We start from the raw sequence: 16,876 nt of genomic DNA on the forward strand, positions 1-16,876 counted from the left end.
TCGCACGTACCCTCCTCCCTTAAAGAGCAGCCAGCGCGCTCACAGGGCGCCAATAAATTGCACCACCAGGATCAAGGATTGTTCCAGCACAAAAACAAACGCCCCGAACAAGTCGGGGCGTTTGTGGGTGCGTTCACTTGGGTGCTTTCACACCCTTCGCGATGCAGGTCCGGCGCTATCAGTAAGCCTTGCCGGTCTTGTAGAAGTTCTCGAAGCAGAAGTTGGTGGCTTCGATGTAGCCTTCGGCGCCACCGCAGTCAAAACGCTTGCCCTTGAACTTGTAGGCCATGACGCAGCCGTTCTGGGCCTGCTTCATCAGGGCGTCGGTGATCTGGATTTCACCACCCTTGCCTGGCTCGGTCTGTTCGATCAGGTCGAAGATGTCCGGGGTCAGGATGTAACGACCAATGATCGCCAGGTTCGACGGCGCGTCTTCCGGCTTTGGCTTCTCGACCATGCTGTGTACGCGGTAGATGTCGTCGCGGATCATCTCGCCGGCGATCACGCCATACTTGCTGGTTTCCTGCGGATCGACTTCCTGAATGGCGATGATCGAGCAGCGGAACTGCTTGTACAGCTTGACCATCTGGGTCAGTACGCCGTCGCCTTCGAGGTTGACGCACAGGTCGTCCGCCAGTACCACGGCGAACGGTTCGTCACCGATCAGCGGGCGACCGGTGAGGATCGCGTGGCCCAGACCTTTCATTTCGGTCTGACGGGTGTAGGAGAACGAGCACTCGTCGAGCAGCTTGCGGATGCCGACCAGGTATTTCTCCTTGTCGGTGCCTTTGATCTGGTTTTCCAGCTCATAGCTGATGTCGAAGTGGTCTTCCAGAGCGCGCTTGCCACGACCGGTCACGATCGAGATTTCAGTCAGGCCAGCGTCCAGAGCTTCTTCAACGCCGTACTGGATCAGTGGCTTGTTTACCACCGGCAGCATTTCTTTGGGCATGGCTTTAGTCGCTGGCAGGAAGCGAGTACCGTAACCGGCTGCTGGGAACAAGCATTTCTTGATCATATAAGTCCTTGAAAGGGCTGTGTGTACGAGTTTCGGCGCAGTCTAATCAGGCGGCGTGCACCTTACAATGCCCCGCACTGGCTAACCGATGCCAACATAGAGAAATATTCTCGCCGATAGTTCCGTTGGCGACTTCGACCCGCGAAAACAGAGTAGCTCAAACACGCAAATGCGCTGCATCACCATACGCTCATCATCCCCCAATGTGAGTATTTGTCGGTATCATGGCGCCTTTGAACCAGCGAACGAGACAGATAGATGGCCGCGGTAAAAATCATCAACGGGTATGTGATCGACAAGAAAGACGGCAAGTGGAACCTGACCACGACCAATGGCGAACACATCGCCGGTCCTTTCGACAGCGAGCAGCTGGCGACTGATGTAGCGTCGGTATTCACCGACACCCCTGCGTCGTCCAAACGCCGTGGCAAAGATCAGGACTGATCTGTTGCGACACGCGCCGAGCCCTGCCCTTGTGCAGGGCTTTTTTGTGGCCGCTCGCAGCATGATGAAAACAAGTGGCCAATCGCTATAACCTTTTCATGCTGGCGCTGTCAGAGCGTTTAGCCCCTCCCTCGCTGAAGACGACACACTTATGAACATGAACAGAATGCTGCCGCTGATCGCGGTATTGGCCCTCGGTGGCTGTGCCACCTCGGAAACCACCTACCTGAACAACGGCGAACAGGGCTTGAGCATCGACTGCTCCGGGGAAGCCAACTCCTGGGCCACCTGCTACGAAAAGGCTGACGCCTCCTGCGCCGGCACCGGCTATCGCATCGTCGGTACCGACGGCACACCGGCACCCAAGGAAAGCGACAAGACCCTGGGAGTCGATGTCGGCAACTACAAGAACCGCAGTGTGGTGGTGGTCTGCAAATAGACCCTACATGTGGATCTCGGCGAACTTGATCCCGAGCCCGCGCACGATCTCGATCAGGTCGTCGAGCCGGGCAAAGGATTCGACTTCGTCGTTATCGTCCACCAGAAAATAGCTGCGACCGGCGCTCTTCTTGAAAAACACGATCCACTCGCCCGGGTTCGCCGGATTTTGAATCACATGCGTGGCAGAGATAAGGCCCTCTGCATGCCGTTCCCGTACTTGCTCTCGCTTCATGCGCGACTCCAGAAATGAAAATGCCGTCACAGCAAGACTGTGACGGCATCGGTGCTGATGGCCGCTATTCTATCAGCCGGAAATACAGGCATTGGCGGCGTTTTGCACGTCACGGGGACGAACCGGCACATTGGACATCCGCTCATGCAGCTTGATGCTGCTGCCGCCGGAACGGTCTTCGATATCAAACACCGCAGCCGCGCCGGTGGAAAATTTCCCGGGAACAATCACTCGCACGCCATCCTTGTGCGGCTGCATCTGCAGCGCGCCGCGGCTGTTGGCAAGCTTGTCGGCCAGGCACTGAGCATACTCATGGGGTTTCTTGCCGGAAATCACGCTCATGGTGGGCAAGGTTTCGTTGATTTCGGAAACACTCGCGCAACCACCCACGACCAACATCAACGGCAGACACACCACACCCCACTTCATACAAATACCTCCCATAAAGACCCTCGGACAGCAGTAATGCCATTTTTCTCCGAGGCTTACTCCATTAAACCCGCATGGAATCGCGAATAACTGTTTTTAATTGTCAAAGCAGCGCTCGACGGCGGGATAATAACCCGTTCGGGCTGATAAACTGCGCCAATCGCACATGCTATCGTTTTGATTTAGTAGAAAAAGCCCTTCTGGAGGCGCCCATGAAATTCATTCACCAGCGCGAGCACCTCAACGAAGACGACATCGTCGTCATCCAATGCTCGCAAACCTGCAACATCCGCTTGATGAACGACGCCAACTTCCGCGCGTTCAAGAACGGCGGCCGCCACACCTACCACGGCGGCGCTTTCGACACGTTTCCTGCGCGCATCACCGCGCCGAGCACCGGTTTCTGGAACATCACCATCGACACCGTCAATCGTCGCGCCATCAGCGTCACGCGCAAGCCGACCCTGACCCACTCGATCAAGATCATCCGCCGCTCCAGCTCCAAACTGAGCTGAGCTGAGCTGAGCTGAGCTGAGCTGAGTCGCCCCTAACGCAAAGGTAAGCACGACCGTGGCCCAAACGACCAAATACGTCATCAAATACAAGCTCAACGGTGAACGCCGTTTCGAGTTCGCGCAACTGGAAAACGGCACCGTCGAAGAGGCCAAGGCCGCACTGGATGCCATCCATGGCACCACCGAAGACGTGATCAGCGACATCGCCGTGAGCAAAGCCCTGTAACACCACATTACGGGATTCGACCGCAAGCGGCGGAGTGTTCTGCCGCCGGTATTTGCCCAGACTGACAGCCTCGACCAAAGGGTTCAGGAGTCAGCATGTCAATGTCCCCGTCTCGGCTGGATGCGCTCGATTGGGCAAGCCTCGAACAGCATCTGGATCAATATGGCTATGCCATCGTCCGCTCGTTGCTGTCGGCGCAAACCTGTGAACGCTTGAGCGCCCTGTATTCGCAGACCGAACCGTTTCGTTCGCAGGTCATCATGGCCCGCCACGGTTTCGGTCGCGGGGAATACAAGTACTTCAGCTATCCCCTGCCGACAGCCATCGAACGTCTGCGCACTGCGTTTTACCCGCGCCTGGTGCCACTGGCCAACCGCTGGTACGAACGCATGAATGTGCCTGTACGCTTTCCCGCAACCCATTCCGAGTTTGTGCAGCGCTGTCAGGCTGCCGGCCAGCTGCGGCCGACACCCTTGCTGTTGCAATACGGTCCGCAGGACTACAACTGCCTGCATCAGGATCTGTACGGAGAACTGGTTTTCCCACTGCAAGTGGCGATTCTTCTGTCGCTGCCCGGAGAGGATTTTACCGGTGGTGAGTTCGTTCTGACCGAGCAGCGTCCACGCATGCAGTCGCGCCCTCACGTCGTGGATCTGCACAAGGGTGACGCGGTTATTTTCGCGGTCAACCAGCGCCCGGTCAGCGGCACACGCGGCGATTATCGAGTGACCATGCGTCACGGCGTCAGTCGCCTGCACAGCGGAAATCGGCATACTCTGGGCATCATCTTCCACGACGCATCATGAACGCCATGCACCCGACCACCTTCGACCTGTTCGCCGACCACGAACCCGAGCAACAACCCCGCGCCGAGCAGATCGGCGAACAATCGTGGGTGTTGCGCGGCTTCGCTTTGCCGGTGATCGATCAACTATTGCCAGCGTTGGAAGCCATTCTCGCCGTAGCACCGTTGCGCCACATGATGACCCCGGGCGGTTTCAGCATGTCGGTGGGCACCAGCAGTTGCGGAACCCTGGGCTGGATCACCGACCGTAGCGGTTATCGCTACAGCACCGTCGACCCGCTGAGTGGCCAGCCCTGGCCGGCGATGCCAGAAGTGTTGTCAGAACTGGCGCGCAAAGCAGCACAGCGCGCTGGATTTGCCGACTTTCATCCAGACTCCTGCCTGATCAACCAATATGTCCCCGGCGCGAAAATGTCTTTGCATCAGGACAAAGACGAAAATGCCTACGCGGCGCCGATCGTTTCGCTGTCATTGGGGTTGCCGGCGATGTTCCTGTTCGGTGGTTTTGCCCGTAGCGACAAAAGCCAGCGCATTCCTCTGCTGCATGGCGACATGGTGATCTGGGGCGGGGTTGATCGCTTGCGCTTTCACGGCGTACTGCCGATCAAACCCGGGCGGCATCAACAGTTGGGCGAACGCCGGATCAACCTGACCTTGCGTGTCGCCGGGTGAACTGAAAAGTTTGACCGCAAGGCCCGGAGTGTTACCAACATCGCCGCTGATTAACCTGAATCAAACAGGTCAACGGACTACTCGCCATGAAAAAGCTTTCACCCCTCATCAACGTTGAAACCGATCCACGCTGGGCCGCCGTCGTTGCACGTGACCCGCGGGCCGACGGACAGTTTGTCTATGCGGTGAAAACCACCGGCATCTACTGCCGCCCCAGCAGCCTTTCACGTTTGCCCAAGCCGCAGAACGTCGAGTTCTTCGAAAGTGCTCAAGCTGCCGAGGCGGCGGGTTACCGCCCAAGCAAGCGCACCAGCAAGGATCAGACTGAAGTCGCCAGCCAGCACGCCGCGACCGTGGCGATGGCCTGTCGGCAGATCGAGTCGAGTGAAACAGTGCCCGCACTCAATGAACTCGCCGAAACCGCCGGCCTCAGTCCTTTCCATTTTCATCGGGTGTTCAAGGCCGCAACCGGCCTGACACCAAAGGGTTACGCGGCGGCGCATCGTTCGCGCCGGGTGCGTGAACGGCTCGCGGATGGCGGCACGGTGACCGATGCGCTGTACGACGCGGGTTTCAATTCCAACAGCCGCTTTTATGAGTCAGCCGACAAGGTGCTGGGGATGAAACCCGGCGACTACCGCGCGGCTGGACGCAACAACGACATTCATTTTGCCGTTGGCCAATGTTCGCTCGGGGCGATTCTGGTGGCGCAGAGTGAGCGCGGCGTGTGCGCGATTCTGTTGGGCGACGATCCGCACCAACTGGTGTGCGATCTGCAGGATCAGTTCCGCAACGCAAACCTGATTGGCGCCGACGCCGGATTCGAGCAATTGATCGCCAAAGTGGTGGGTTTCATCGAAGCGCCAGCGCTGGGCCTCGACTTGCCACTGGATGTGCGTGGCACAGCGTTTCAGGAACGGGTGTGGCAGGCGTTGCGGGAGATTCCAGTGGGTCGCACCGCCAGTTACGCCGAAATCGCCCAACGCATTGGCGCGCCAACCTCCATGCGCGCCGTGGCGCAAGCCTGCGGCGCCAACCGTCTGGCCGTGGCAATCCCCTGCCATCGCGTGGTGCGTAGCGATGGCAATCTGTCGGGGTATCGCTGGGGCGTAGAGCGTAAGCGCCAGTTGCTGGAACGCGAAACCCAGTCTTAGCGCACGCCGATGTAGACCGACACGGACTCGGGGCCGGTATAGGCCTCGAAGTCGGTAGCGTAACGGCGCTGAATCTGCGGATTGGCTGCAAAGAAGTCCCAGATCTTTCCCCAGGTCGAGATGACCGCATCAGGCAACGGCCCCTGCGCTTCGAACACCAGATACTCGCCCGCTTCGATCCGCACGGACTCAAAGTCTTTGACTGAAGCATTCACGGCAACGCCAGCGGTAACGTCAAACGCACCCGAAGCATCCGACTCGTAAGCCGAATACACGCCATAAATCGGCGAATTGGCTGACTTGCCGGGAATGGATTCGGCCAACTCCTCGCCGAAAAACCGGCCCCACATCGGGCCGATTTTCGCGGTTTCGGCTTGGTGCTCTGCGGCGTTGGTGGTGCGAACCTGCAGGCCAGCAACGGTGAAGGCGTCGATTTGCTGTCGTTTCAAATCCATCGAAATTGCGGCTCCCTGTATAGAAGTGCGGCCACACAGGGCCGCAATGACGCCTACTCTGTCAGCGATTGACGTCGACCACAACCCTGCCGCGAAGCTGTCCGGCGAGCAGTTTTGGCGCCGCGTCGATGGCTTCGCTGAGGGCGATTTCATGGCTGATCAAAGGCAACAGGGCGAAGTCCAGATCCTTGGCCAGGCGCGCCCAGGCCTCGATCCGCCGTGCCTTGGGCTGGGTTACGCTGTTGATTCCGGCCAGGGTCACACCGCGCAGAATGAACGGTGCAACCGACGCCGGAAAATCCATGCCTTGAGCCAAGCCGCAGGCCGCCACCGTGCCTTCGGCGCGGGTGCTGGCACAGGCGTTGGCCAAGGTGTGACTGCCGACCGAATCGATCACTGCGGCCCAGCGTTCCTTAGCCAAGGGCTTGCCCGGCTCAGACAAAGTTGCGCGATCGATGATCTCGCTGGCACCCAGTTGCTTCAGGTACTCATGCTCGGACACCCGGCCGGTGGACGCCACCACGCGATAACCGAGTTTGCTGAGCAAGGCGATGGCGAAACTGCCCACTCCGCCATTGGCACCAGTCACCAGCACTTCGCCCTGATCCGGGGTCACGCCGTTACGCTCCAGCGCCAGAATGCACAGCATCGCCGTGTAGCCGGCGGTACCGATGGCCATGGCTTGCGCCGCGGTAAAGGCTTTGGGCAACGGAATCAGCCAGTCGCCATTGAGCCGCGCCTTTTGCGCCAGCCCGCCCCAGTGACTCTCGCCCACGCCCCAGCCGTTGAGCAGCACCTGATCACCGACCTGGTAATCGGGATGCGAACTGACCTCGACCGTGCCCGCCAAGTCGATTCCCGGCACCATCGGGAACTTGCGCACCACCGGGCTGCTGCCGGTAATCGCCAGTCCGTCCTTGAAGTTCAGCGTGCTGTACGCGACCTTCACCGTCACGTCGCCTTCAGGCAACTGCGCTTCGCTGATCTGCTGCAGGCTGGCGCGGTAACCGCTGTCGTCTTTGTCGATCAAAATGCCGTTGAACATGGCTGCCTCTCAATCAATGGATTCAAATCCTCGTGCCCTGAAATAACACAAAGCAACACATTGCCCCACCCGACTTTGCGCCAATTCGCGAATCCGCCCGGTAATTGTGAAGTGGGCGGCTATGCTTTTTCGACGGTCGTGCTTTCGCTGCCATCCTGCTGAAAGCGGCCCTGTCGATGGAGCTGACAATGTCTTACCCGCGCTCGTTGCTTGCGATACTGATGCTGTGCCTGCTGACGGTTGGCAACCCTTGGGCTGCCCCGGCTACCGCCAGCAAACCTGTCGCTGCCGACGCTGCCCCGAGCGCGCCGACGTGGCCGCAAGTGATCAGCAGCGGCAAGGCCAAACTGACTGTTTACCAGCCGCAACTCGACAGCTGGGATGGCTACACCCTCAATGCCCGGGCTGCCGTCGAAGCCACCGGCGCCGACGGCAAACCCACCTTCGGCATCGTCCAGTTCAGCGCGCACACGCTGGTCGACAAGGCCACGCGCTGGGTCGCACTGGATCAGTACAAGATCATCAAGGCCGACTTCCCTGCCGACGCCAGTCAGGCCGACGTCTGGCTCGGCGCGCTGCAGAAAGATGCCGAAAGTCGCAAGAAAACCATCTCCCTCGATCAACTTGAAGCCGCCGTCGGCGTACTGTCGGCCGAGCAGAAAGCCGACAGCGCGCCGCTGGAAAACACCCCGCCGACGATCATCAGTTCCGACGTTCCCGCACTGCTCGTCTACATCGATGGCGACGCCGTGTACCGGGCGGTCGACGGCACCGCGCTGCAGCGGGTGATCAACACTCGCCCGCTATTGCTCAAGGACGCCGAGGGCAAGCACTACCTGCATGTGTTCGATGGCTGGATGGTCGCTGACAGCCTCAGCGGCGCATACACCCGTCTGACCACGCCGCCGGCCGATCTGGAGAAGGCCAAACAGGCGGCGATCCAGAACCGTCAGGTCGATTTGCTGACCGGGCAGAGTGATCCGAAAGACAAGGTGCCAAATCTGGCCAGACCGCCGCAGCCGAAAATCTTCATCGCCACCACGCCCACTGAGCTGATCGTCACCGACGGCGCAGCGCAGTGGCTACCGATTCAGGGCACCAGCCTGCTCTACGTGAGCAACACCACCGGGCACATCTTCAAGGAAATCGGCGACCAGAACAGTTACGTGCTGATCTCCGGGCGCTGGTTTCGCGCTGCCGACATGCGCGGCCCATGGACGTTTACCCCGGCGGACAAACTGCCGGCAGATTTCGCCAACATCCCGGATGACAGCCCGAAAGAGAACGTCAAGGCTTCGGTCGCCGGCACACCGCAGGCCAAGGAAGCCGCGATCGCGGCGACCATCCCGCAAACCTCGGCGATCAAGAAAAGCGCAGTGAAAATGACCGCACCTCAGTTCGATGGCGAACCGCAACTCAAGGCGATCAACCCCACATCACTGCAATACGTGGTCAACAGCGCGACGCCGATTATTCGTGTCGACAACGACAACTGGTATGCGGTGGAAAACGGTATCTGGTTCAGCGCCACGTCGGTGAACGGACCATGGAGCGTCGCCAGTTCGGTGCCGGCGGTGATCTATTCGATCCCGCCGAGTTCGCCGATGCATTACCTCACCTACGTCAAAGTCTATGAGTCCAGCGGCGACACCGTGGTGGTCGGCTATACCCCGGGTTATCAAGGGTCGAATCTGGATCCGGCCACCGGCGTGGTGGTCTACGGCACCGGTTATCCTTACACGCCGTGGGTCGGCAGCGTCTGGTATGGGCCACCGGTTACCTACGGTTTCGGCGTCGCCATGCGCTATACGCCGTGGACAGGCTGGACCTTCGGTTTCGGCTTCGGCTGGAGCTGGGGCGGCAACACCGTGGCGATGGGTTGGGGCTGGGGCGCTTATCCATGGTGGGGCAATTATGGCTGGGGTTACGCCTGGGGCCCGCGCCTGTACCCCGCGCCACTGGCCTGGGGCGGCGCCGCTTATGGCTATCGTGGCGGTGCTGTGGCCTGGGGGCCCGGTGGCTGGGCAGGCACCACCGGCAACATTTATCGTCAGTGGGGGGATCGCGCGACCGTCAGCCGCTATGGCGCCGGCTACAACGCCTGGACCGGCAATCGCTGGGCCGGTCAGGTTGGCTCGTCCTATAACTCGCGCACCGGCATTGCGGCGGCAGGCCAACGCGGCGCGGTGCACAACGCCTACACCGGCAACTACGCGGCTGGACGCAGCGGTGAAGTGGTCGGGCCGAATGGTGGCGCCATCGCCGGTGGCCGGGTCACCGCAGGTAATGCTCGCACCGGCACCCAGGTCACCGCCAATCGTGGCGCGGTGTACAACCCCAACACCGACAAGACCACGCAGTATGCCGGCGTGAAAGGCCGCAACGGCGGCGCCGCACGGGTTGGCGACAACGTCTATGCCGGGCGCGACGGCAACGTCTACAAGAAAACCGACAACGGCTGGCAATCGATGGTCAAGGGCAGCCCGGCCCGCACGGCGCCGGTCAACAACAATGCGCAACTGCAGAACCTCAATCGCGAGTCTGCTGCGCGCAACTTCGGCAACCAGCGCACCAACAACTTTCACAACTCCTCGCAAGTCATGAACCGCTCATTTGGGGGCGGCGGGGGCGGCGGTTTTCATCGCCGCTGATGGCTGCATTGAAAATTCAGACTGGCCCCGAGTCCGGTTTTGCTGTTAAAAAACCGGCTCTGCCGTCCCTGCCCCGTTTCATCGTTCGGAGAACCGCTTTCATGAGCCAATGGCCTGACACTCGCATTCTTGACCTGCTCGGCATCGAGCTGCCGATCATTCAGGCCCCGATGGCCGGCGCCACGACTTCGGCAATGGTGATCGCCGTGTGCAACGCCGGCGGCTTGGGTTCGATGCCTGCCGCAATGCTGAGCATCGAGCAGTTGCGCGAAGAGCTGAGGACCATTCGCGAGCACACCCGCAAACCGTTCAACGTCAATTTCTTCTGCCACCAGCCACCGGCCGCCGATGAACAGCGCGCGCAAGACTGGAAAAACCTGCTGGAGCCTTACTACCGCGAATTGGGCGTGGATTTCGACGCACCGACACCGGTTTCCAACCGCGCGCCATTCGATGCGGCAGCGTGCGCCGTGCTCGAAGAGTTTCGTCCTGAGGTGGTGAGCTTTCACTTTGGTCTGCCGGAAAAATCCCTGCTGGATCGGGTCAAGGCCACTGGCGCGAAAATCCTCTCGTCCGCCACCACTGTCGATGAAGCGATGTGGCTTGAGCAAAACGGTTGCGACGCGATCATCGCCATGGGTTACGAGGCTGGCGGGCATCGCGGGATGTTTCTCAGCGATGATTTGAGCAGTCAGGTCGGCACTTTTGCGCTGGTGCCGCAGATCGTCGATGCGGTCAAGGTGCCGGTGATCGCTGCCGGCGCCATTGCCGATGCACGCGGTGTCGCCGCAGCATTGGTACTCGGTGCGTCAGCGGTGCAGGTCGGCACCGCGTATCTGTTCACACCGGAAGCGAAAGTCAGCGCCTCGCATCACCAGGCGCTGCGCAGCGCCAAGGAAAGTGAAACTGCGATTACCAACCTGTTCACCGGCCGCCCGGCTCGCGGCATTCTCAATCGGGTGATGCGCGAAATCGGCCCGATGTCACCGAAAGCTCCGGCCTTCCCGCTGGCCGGCGGGGCGCTGATACCGTTGCGTGCCAAAAGTGAAGCGCAGTTCAGCAACCTCTGGGCCGGTCAGGCGTTCCCATTGGGCGAAGAGCTGAACAGCGCTGATCTGACCCGGCAACTGGCGGATGGCGCTCTGGCAAAACTGCTCCGCCGCTGATCCGGCGCAGGGTGAGACATGGCACCACCTCACCCTGTGTTCACCAGCACTTCCTGTTTAGCGGCATTTCGCTATATATTTCGCTATATAGCGTTCCACCCTTCGCATCGGTGCAGTCCACCTCCAACAATAACTGCCCTCTGCACTCGCCCATAACGGAGCTGTTACATGACCATTCGTGCCCCACGTTTTGCCCCAACCTGCCTGGCCACCCTGCTTTCGGTATTCGCCTTCGGTACCGCTCAGGCTGATGAAGTGCAGGTGGCCGTTGCCGCCAACTTCACCGCGCCGATCCAGGCAATTGCTGCCGATTTCGAAAAAGACACCGGGCACAAACTGGTCGCCGCCTACGGTGCCACCGGTCAGTTCTATACCCAGATCAAAAACGGCGCGCCGTTCGAAGTGTTCCTCTCGGCGGACGACACCACGCCGGAAAAACTGGAAAAAGAAGGCGACACCGTCAAGGGTTCGCGCTTCACCTACGCCATCGGCACCCTGGCGCTGTGGTCGGCGAAAGAAGGTTATGTCGACGCCAAAGGTGAAGTCCTGAAGAAGAATGAATACCAGCACCTGTCCATCGCCAATCCGAAAGCCGCGCCATACGGTCTGGCCGCTACTCAAGTGCTGGAAAAACTCAATCTGACTGAGGCGACCAAGGCGAAGATCGTCGAAGGCCAGAACATCACCCAGGCCTACCAGTTCGTGTCCACCGGCAACGCCGAACTGGGTTTTGTCGCACTGTCGCAGATCTACAAGGACGGCAAGGTCACCAGCGGTTCGGCGTGGATCGTTCCAGCGAGCATGCACGAACCGATCAAACAGGACGCGGTGATTCTCAACAAAGGCAAGGACAGCGCCGCTGCCAAAGCGCTGGTTGAATACCTCAAGGGCCCGAAAGCCGCTGCGGTGATCAAGTCCTACGGTTACCAGCTCTAAATGTCGCTGACGAGTGCCGACTTCGCGGCGATCTGGCTGACCCTGAAACTGGCGTCCCTGACCACCGCTATCCTACTGGTCGTCGGCACGCCGATTGCCCTGTGGTTGTCGCGCAGCCGTTCCTGGCTGCGTGGCCCCATCGGCGCTATCGTCGCCCTGCCCCTCGTACTGCCGCCGACCGTGATCGGCTTTTATCTGCTGCTGGCGATGGGGCCCAATGGCTTTCTCGGCCACTTCACGCAATGGCTGGGTCTGGGCACTCTGACCTTCAGTTTTACCGGGCTGGTGATCGGTTCGGTGATCTATTCCATGCCGTTTGTGGTGCAACCGTTGCAGAACGCGTTCTCTGCCATCGGCACCCGCCCACTGGAAGTGGCCGCAACCTTGCGCGCCAATCCCTGGGACACTTTTTTCAGCGTGATTCTGCCGTTGGCCCGCCCCGGTTTTGTGACGGCGGCGATCCTCGGTTTCGCGCATACCGTTGGTGAATTCGGCGTGGTGCTGATGATCGGCGGCAACATTCCCGACAAGACGCGCGTGGTCTCGGTGCAGATCTACGACCATGTCGAGGCGATGGAATATGCCCAGGCCCATTGGCTGGCCGGGGCGATGCTGGTGTTTTCGTTTCTGGTGTTGCTGGCGCTCTACTCCAGCCGCAAGACCCGCGCGGGCTGGAGCTGATCGATGATTGATGCACGTCTGAAAATCACTTATCCGGGTTTCAGCCTGGATGTCGATCTGCACTTGCCGGGGCGTGGCGTGACTGCGCTGTATGGTCATTCCGGGTCGGGCAAAACCACTTGCCTGCGCTGTATCGCCGGGCTTGAGCGAGCCGAGCAGGGTTTCATCCAGATCAACGACGAAGTCTGGCAGGACAGCGAACGGCGGATTTTTGTCCCGCCGCACAAACGTGCAATCGGTTACGTGTTCCAGGAAGCCAGTTTGTTTCCGCACCTGTCAGTGCTGGCCAACCTGCAATTTGGCCTTAAACGCATTGCCAAGGCCCAGCGCCGGGTCGACATGGCGCAAGCCACCGAACTGCTGGGCATCGGTCATTTGCTGGAGCGTCATCCGCAGCATCTGTCCGGCGGCGAACGCCAACGTGTCGGCATCGCCCGCGCGCTGTTGACCAGCCCGAAACTGTTGCTGATGGATGAGCCATTGGCCGCTCTCGACAGCCAGCGCAAAAACGAAATCCTGCCGTACCTGCAACGTCTGCACGACGAGCTGGACATCCCGGTGCTTTACGTCAGCCATGCGCAGGATGAGGTCGCCCGCCTGGCCGATCATCTGGTGCTGCTCAGCGACGGCAAGGCCCTGGCCAGCGGCCCGATTGGCGAAACCCTCGCGCGCCTTGACCTGCCAATGGCGTTGGGCGATGACGCCGGAGTGATCATCGAAGGCCAGGTCAGCGCCTATGATGCCGAGTACCAGTTGCTGAGTCTGCAATTGCCGGCGACTGCCATGAACATCCGTGTGACTCACGCGCCGATGGCGGTCGGTCAGGCCCTGCGCTGCAAGGTGCACGCCCGCGATATCAGTCTGGCCCTGCACAACAGCGAGGCCAGCAGCATCCTCAATCGCTTGCCGGTGACCGTGGTCAGCGAGCTGGCGGCGGACAATGCCGCGCATGTGCTGATTCGTCTGGATGCCGGCGGCACACCGCTGTTGGCGCGGATCACGCGGTTTTCCCGGGATCAGCTCGGCATCCACCCGGGCCAGCATTTATGGGCGCAGATCAAGGCCGTCGCCGTGCTGGCCTGAATTGGTTGGCACGACGGCCACGGCGCGCGGTCAATCGCTGTAACAGAGCGATTCGCCAAGGACACCGCCATGCCCGACACCGCACTAGCCGACGTCTTACCGCCCGACCTGCATTACGTCGACGATACCCAACCCGGCCTCACCCGTAAAAAGCTGCGCGGCAAGTTCGCCTATTTCGATCCGGCCGGGCAGCGCATCACCGACCCTGATGAGATCAAACGGATCAATTCGCTGGCAGTGCCGCCGGCCTACACCGACGTGTGGATCTGCGCCGATCCGCGTGGCCATTTGCAGGCCACCGGACGCGATGCCCGGGGCCGCAAGCAGTATCGCTATCACCCGCGCTGGCGCGAGGTGCGTGATGCCGACAAGTACTCGCGCTTGCGTGAGTTCGGCATGGCATTGCCGAAGTTGCGCAAACAGCTTGAAACCCTGCTGGACGCCCCCGGCTTCAGCCGCGACAAAGTCATGGCCACGGTCATCACGCTGCTCGACGCCACATTGATTCGTGTCGGCAATACCCAATACGCGCGGGACAACCGCTCCTATGGCTTGACCACCCTGCGCAGCCGGCATGTCGAGGTCAACGGCAGCGCGATTCTGTTCCAGTTTCGCGGCAAGAGCGGCATCGAACACCAGATCACCGTCAAGGATCGTCGCCTGGCGCGCATCATCAAGCGCTGCCTGGAAATCCCCGGACAGAATCTGTTCCAGTATCTGGACGAAAACGGCGAGCGGCACACCGTCAGTTCCCACGACGTCAACAGCTACCTGCAAACCCTCACCGGCGCTGACTTCACCGCCAAGGATTACCGCACCTGGGCCGGCAGCGCACTGGCTCTGGCGGTATTGCGCGAACTGCAATGGGAGTCGGAAGCCGAGGCGAAACGGCATGTGGTGGAGATGGTCAAGAGCGTGTCCAAACAGCTGGGCAACACCCCGGCGGTGTGCCGCAAGTGCTACATCCATCCGGCCGTGGTCGAGCGTTTCCTGCTCGGCGCGCTGGCCGAACTGCCACGCCCTAGGGTGCGCAAGGGCTTGCGCTCCGAGGAAGTGGCGCTGGCGATGTTTCTCGAGCAAATGATGGACGCGTCTTGATCGCGGCGGATGGGTGATCTAGGCTAGCCACCTTTCCCCCGTCCGGATGACCGCAGACAGTGAACAATCAAGCCTTCTGAAAATGTAATCGCGATAAGCGCTGAATAGCGCCTGTCAGTCTTCACGACATTTTTCGGAGGTGCCGATGACTCACGTCTCGCGTACGCCTGCCCTCGTCTCCCTGAATCAAACCAGTTTTCAGTTCGCTAATGGCGAGACGATTTTCAACGACCTGAATCTGCAATTCGATCACACCCACACCGCCATCGTCGGGCGCAACGGCGTCGGTAAAAGCGTGCTGGCCAAGCTGATCGCCGGGCACTTGCAACCAACTGCCGGTAGCGTCACCTGCTCGGTTCCATTGGCTTATGTGGCGCAAACATTCACCGCCGATGCGCGGCAGACCGTGGCCGACGCCACCGGCACCGCGGCCGCTCTTTGCGCATTGCAACGGCTGCAGTCTGGCGAGGCGGCAGCAGAGGATTTCGACATCCTCGGCGAGCGCTGGGATCTGCCCGAACGTCTGCGCCAATCACTGGATAACGCCGGTCTGCCGGACATTGCTCCCACGGATCTGACCCAACCGCTGAGCGGCGGCCAGCAAGCGCGGCTGGCGTTGATCGGGGCGCTTCTGAGTCCGGCGCGCCTGTTGGTGCTGGATGAGCCGACCAATCATCTCGACGGCCCCGGCCGCGACTGGTTGATGAGCGAACTGGAACGCTGGCGCGGTGGATTGATCGTCGTCAGTCACGACCGGCAATTGCTTGAGCGCATGCAGCGTATCGTCGAGCTGACGCCGCTGGGTGTCACGGTGTACGGCGGCAATTTTTCCGTTTACCAGCAGCAACGACAGATCCATCAGGCGGCGGCGCAAGCCACGCTGGATCAAAGCCGAACCGAGCGCCGGCGCGAGCAGCAGCGCTTGCAAAACGAGCACGACACCATCCAGCGGCATGCCGCCCGCTCACTGCGCAAAGCCAAAACCGCCAACGTCTCGGGCTTCGAACGCGCCGGCCTCAAAGGTGCGGCGAGGCAGATCATGGGCCAGGTGCGTCATGGTCATCAGCAGCGCAAATCGGAGCTTGATGCACGGGTGCGCGATGCCTATGCCAAAGTGCTCGCGGATGATGCGGTGCTGATGAACCTGCCCGGCAGCGCAGTGCCTGCTGCGCGCAAAGTCTGTACGCTGATTGATGCCTGCGTGCCATGGTTGCCGGCGCAACCGTTCAATCTCACGCTGAGCGGTCCTGTGCGCGTCGCCGTCAATGGTCCGAATGGCTGCGGCAAATCGACGTTGCTCAGAGTGCTCGCAGGTCAAATGCATCCCGCCAGCGGCGAATGCATCACCCATGTTCCTGCGGCTTATCTGGACCAGCATCTGAAGCTGCTGGATGACCGTCTCAGCGTCATCGAGCAACTGCTCGCGCTGCAGAGTCCGTTGAGTGAGAGCGAATTGCGCAGCCATCTGGCGCATCTGCAACTGGACGCGCAGCGGGTCACTCGAGCGAGCGCTTCACTGAGCGGTGGAGAACGTTTGAAAGCCGCGCTGGCGGTGGCCTTGTGGGGCAAGACACCTGCGCAATTGTTGCTGCTCGATGAGCCGAGCAATCATCTGGATCTACCATCGGTTCAGGCTTTCGAGCAGGCATTGCAGACGTTTCCCGGCGCAATTTTTGCGGTTTCCCACGACACTGAGTTTCTACAGGCGTTGAAACCGACGCACCACCTGGATTGGCATGCCACAGAGTGGCGGCTGCAACCGACGAACTGACTGGCTATTTTTTGCACGATTGGCCAAGGCTTCTATAGTTGATCTGACACCTAT

Annotated in this window: 19 protein-coding genes; 14 read left to right on the top strand and 5 right to left on the bottom strand. The window is 60.5% G+C overall.

Features of this window, described 5'->3' with window-relative positions:
* Positions 1-178: 178 nt before the first annotated feature.
* Complete coding sequence (gene galU, locus E3Z29_RS17865) at positions 179-1,018, bottom strand: UTP--glucose-1-phosphate uridylyltransferase GalU (protein WP_007912230.1); 840 nt, start codon at positions 1,016-1,018, stop codon at positions 179-181.
* Between the two features lie 258 nt (positions 1,019-1,276).
* On the opposite strand from galU, the gene E3Z29_RS17870 reads away from it, so the two are divergent.
* On the top strand, positions 1,277-1,462 hold the full coding sequence (locus E3Z29_RS17870; RefSeq protein WP_007964653.1) for a hypothetical protein: 186 nt from the start codon (positions 1,277-1,279) through the stop codon (positions 1,460-1,462).
* A gap of 151 nt (positions 1,463-1,613) precedes the next feature.
* Complete coding sequence (locus E3Z29_RS17875; RefSeq protein WP_007964655.1) at positions 1,614-1,901, top strand: hypothetical protein; 288 nt, start codon at positions 1,614-1,616, stop codon at positions 1,899-1,901.
* 3 nt (positions 1,902-1,904) lie between these two features.
* On the opposite strand, the gene E3Z29_RS17880 is transcribed toward E3Z29_RS17875, so the two are convergent.
* Both E3Z29_RS17880 and E3Z29_RS17885 read right to left on the bottom strand, forming a co-directional pair.
* On the bottom strand, positions 1,905-2,135 hold the full coding sequence (locus tag E3Z29_RS17880; RefSeq protein WP_003225391.1) for a hypothetical protein: 231 nt from the start codon (positions 2,133-2,135) through the stop codon (positions 1,905-1,907).
* 72 nt (positions 2,136-2,207) lie between these two features.
* Positions 2,208-2,564 carry a hypothetical protein gene (locus E3Z29_RS17885; protein WP_027612690.1) on the bottom strand — a complete coding sequence of 119 codons (357 nt, stop codon included), beginning with the start codon at positions 2,562-2,564 and terminating at the stop codon, positions 2,208-2,210.
* 212 nt (positions 2,565-2,776) lie between these two features.
* Here E3Z29_RS17885 and E3Z29_RS17890 point away from each other — a divergent pair, with 212 nt between their 5' ends.
* The 5 genes from E3Z29_RS17890 (at position 2,777) to ada (ending at position 5,936) form a co-directional block, all read left to right on the top strand.
* Positions 2,777-3,079, top strand: a complete 303-nt coding sequence (locus E3Z29_RS17890; RefSeq protein WP_024164475.1) for a DUF1883 domain-containing protein — start codon at positions 2,777-2,779, stop codon at positions 3,077-3,079.
* Positions 3,080-3,134: 55 nt separating this feature from the next.
* Positions 3,135-3,305, top strand: a complete 171-nt coding sequence (locus tag E3Z29_RS29445; protein ID WP_096796544.1) for a hypothetical protein — start codon at positions 3,135-3,137, stop codon at positions 3,303-3,305.
* Positions 3,306-3,400: 95 nt separating this feature from the next.
* On the top strand, positions 3,401-4,111 hold the full coding sequence (locus E3Z29_RS17895; RefSeq protein WP_134786494.1) for a 2OG-Fe(II) oxygenase: 711 nt from the start codon (positions 3,401-3,403) through the stop codon (positions 4,109-4,111).
* A 5-nt stretch (positions 4,112-4,116) separates the two neighbouring features.
* Positions 4,117-4,782, top strand: coding sequence for a DNA oxidative demethylase AlkB (gene alkB / locus E3Z29_RS17900; protein WP_134787591.1), 666 nt, complete (start codon positions 4,117-4,119; stop codon positions 4,780-4,782).
* An 86-nt stretch (positions 4,783-4,868) separates the two neighbouring features.
* Positions 4,869-5,936: a bifunctional DNA-binding transcriptional regulator/O6-methylguanine-DNA methyltransferase Ada gene (ada, locus tag E3Z29_RS17905; protein ID WP_134786495.1), complete on the top strand. Its 1,068-nt coding sequence runs from the start codon at positions 4,869-4,871 to the stop codon at positions 5,934-5,936.
* Here the strand turns inward: ada and E3Z29_RS17910 are convergent.
* Both E3Z29_RS17910 and E3Z29_RS17915 read right to left on the bottom strand, forming a co-directional pair.
* Complete coding sequence (locus E3Z29_RS17910; protein ID WP_134786496.1) at positions 5,933-6,391, bottom strand: GyrI-like domain-containing protein; 459 nt, start codon at positions 6,389-6,391, stop codon at positions 5,933-5,935. The two genes, ada and E3Z29_RS17910, sit on opposite strands and share 4 nt — an antisense overlap.
* A 61-nt stretch (positions 6,392-6,452) precedes the next feature.
* Positions 6,453-7,436, bottom strand: a complete 984-nt coding sequence (locus E3Z29_RS17915) for an MDR family oxidoreductase (RefSeq protein WP_134786497.1) — start codon at positions 7,434-7,436, stop codon at positions 6,453-6,455.
* Between the two features lie 188 nt (positions 7,437-7,624).
* On the opposite strand from E3Z29_RS17915, the gene E3Z29_RS17920 reads away from it, so the two are divergent.
* The 7 genes from E3Z29_RS17920 (at position 7,625) to E3Z29_RS17950 (ending at position 16,822) form a co-directional block, all read left to right on the top strand.
* Positions 7,625-10,087, top strand: coding sequence for an autotransporter (locus E3Z29_RS17920; protein ID WP_134786498.1), 2,463 nt, complete (start codon positions 7,625-7,627; stop codon positions 10,085-10,087).
* A gap of 101 nt (positions 10,088-10,188) precedes the next feature.
* Positions 10,189-11,253 (top strand): nitronate monooxygenase family protein, encoded by a 1,065-nt coding sequence (locus E3Z29_RS17925; protein ID WP_134786499.1) that lies wholly within the window; start codon positions 10,189-10,191, stop codon positions 11,251-11,253.
* Positions 11,254-11,421: 168 nt separating this feature from the next.
* Positions 11,422-12,189 carry a molybdate ABC transporter substrate-binding protein gene (gene modA, locus E3Z29_RS17930; RefSeq protein ID WP_134786500.1) on the top strand — a complete coding sequence of 256 codons (768 nt, stop codon included), beginning with the start codon at positions 11,422-11,424 and terminating at the stop codon, positions 12,187-12,189.
* A complete protein-coding gene (gene modB / locus E3Z29_RS17935; protein WP_003225407.1) occupies positions 12,190-12,870 on the top strand; it encodes a molybdate ABC transporter permease subunit in 681 nt (226 codons plus the stop codon).
* Positions 12,871-12,873: 3 nt separating this feature from the next.
* Positions 12,874-13,953: a molybdenum ABC transporter ATP-binding protein gene (gene modC, locus E3Z29_RS17940; protein WP_098964158.1), complete on the top strand. Its 1,080-nt coding sequence runs from the start codon at positions 12,874-12,876 to the stop codon at positions 13,951-13,953.
* Between the two features lie 69 nt (positions 13,954-14,022).
* Positions 14,023-15,051: a DNA topoisomerase IB gene (locus E3Z29_RS17945; RefSeq protein ID WP_096796534.1), complete on the top strand. Its 1,029-nt coding sequence runs from the start codon at positions 14,023-14,025 to the stop codon at positions 15,049-15,051.
* Positions 15,052-15,196: 145 nt separating this feature from the next.
* On the top strand, positions 15,197-16,822 hold the full coding sequence (locus E3Z29_RS17950) for an ABC-F family ATP-binding cassette domain-containing protein (protein ID WP_134786501.1): 1,626 nt from the start codon (positions 15,197-15,199) through the stop codon (positions 16,820-16,822).
* Positions 16,823-16,876 lie beyond the last annotated feature (54 nt).

Source organism: Pseudomonas sp. S150 (assembly GCF_004526365.1).
Taxonomy (GTDB): Bacteria; Pseudomonadota; Gammaproteobacteria; order Pseudomonadales; family Pseudomonadaceae; genus Aquipseudomonas; species Aquipseudomonas putida_A.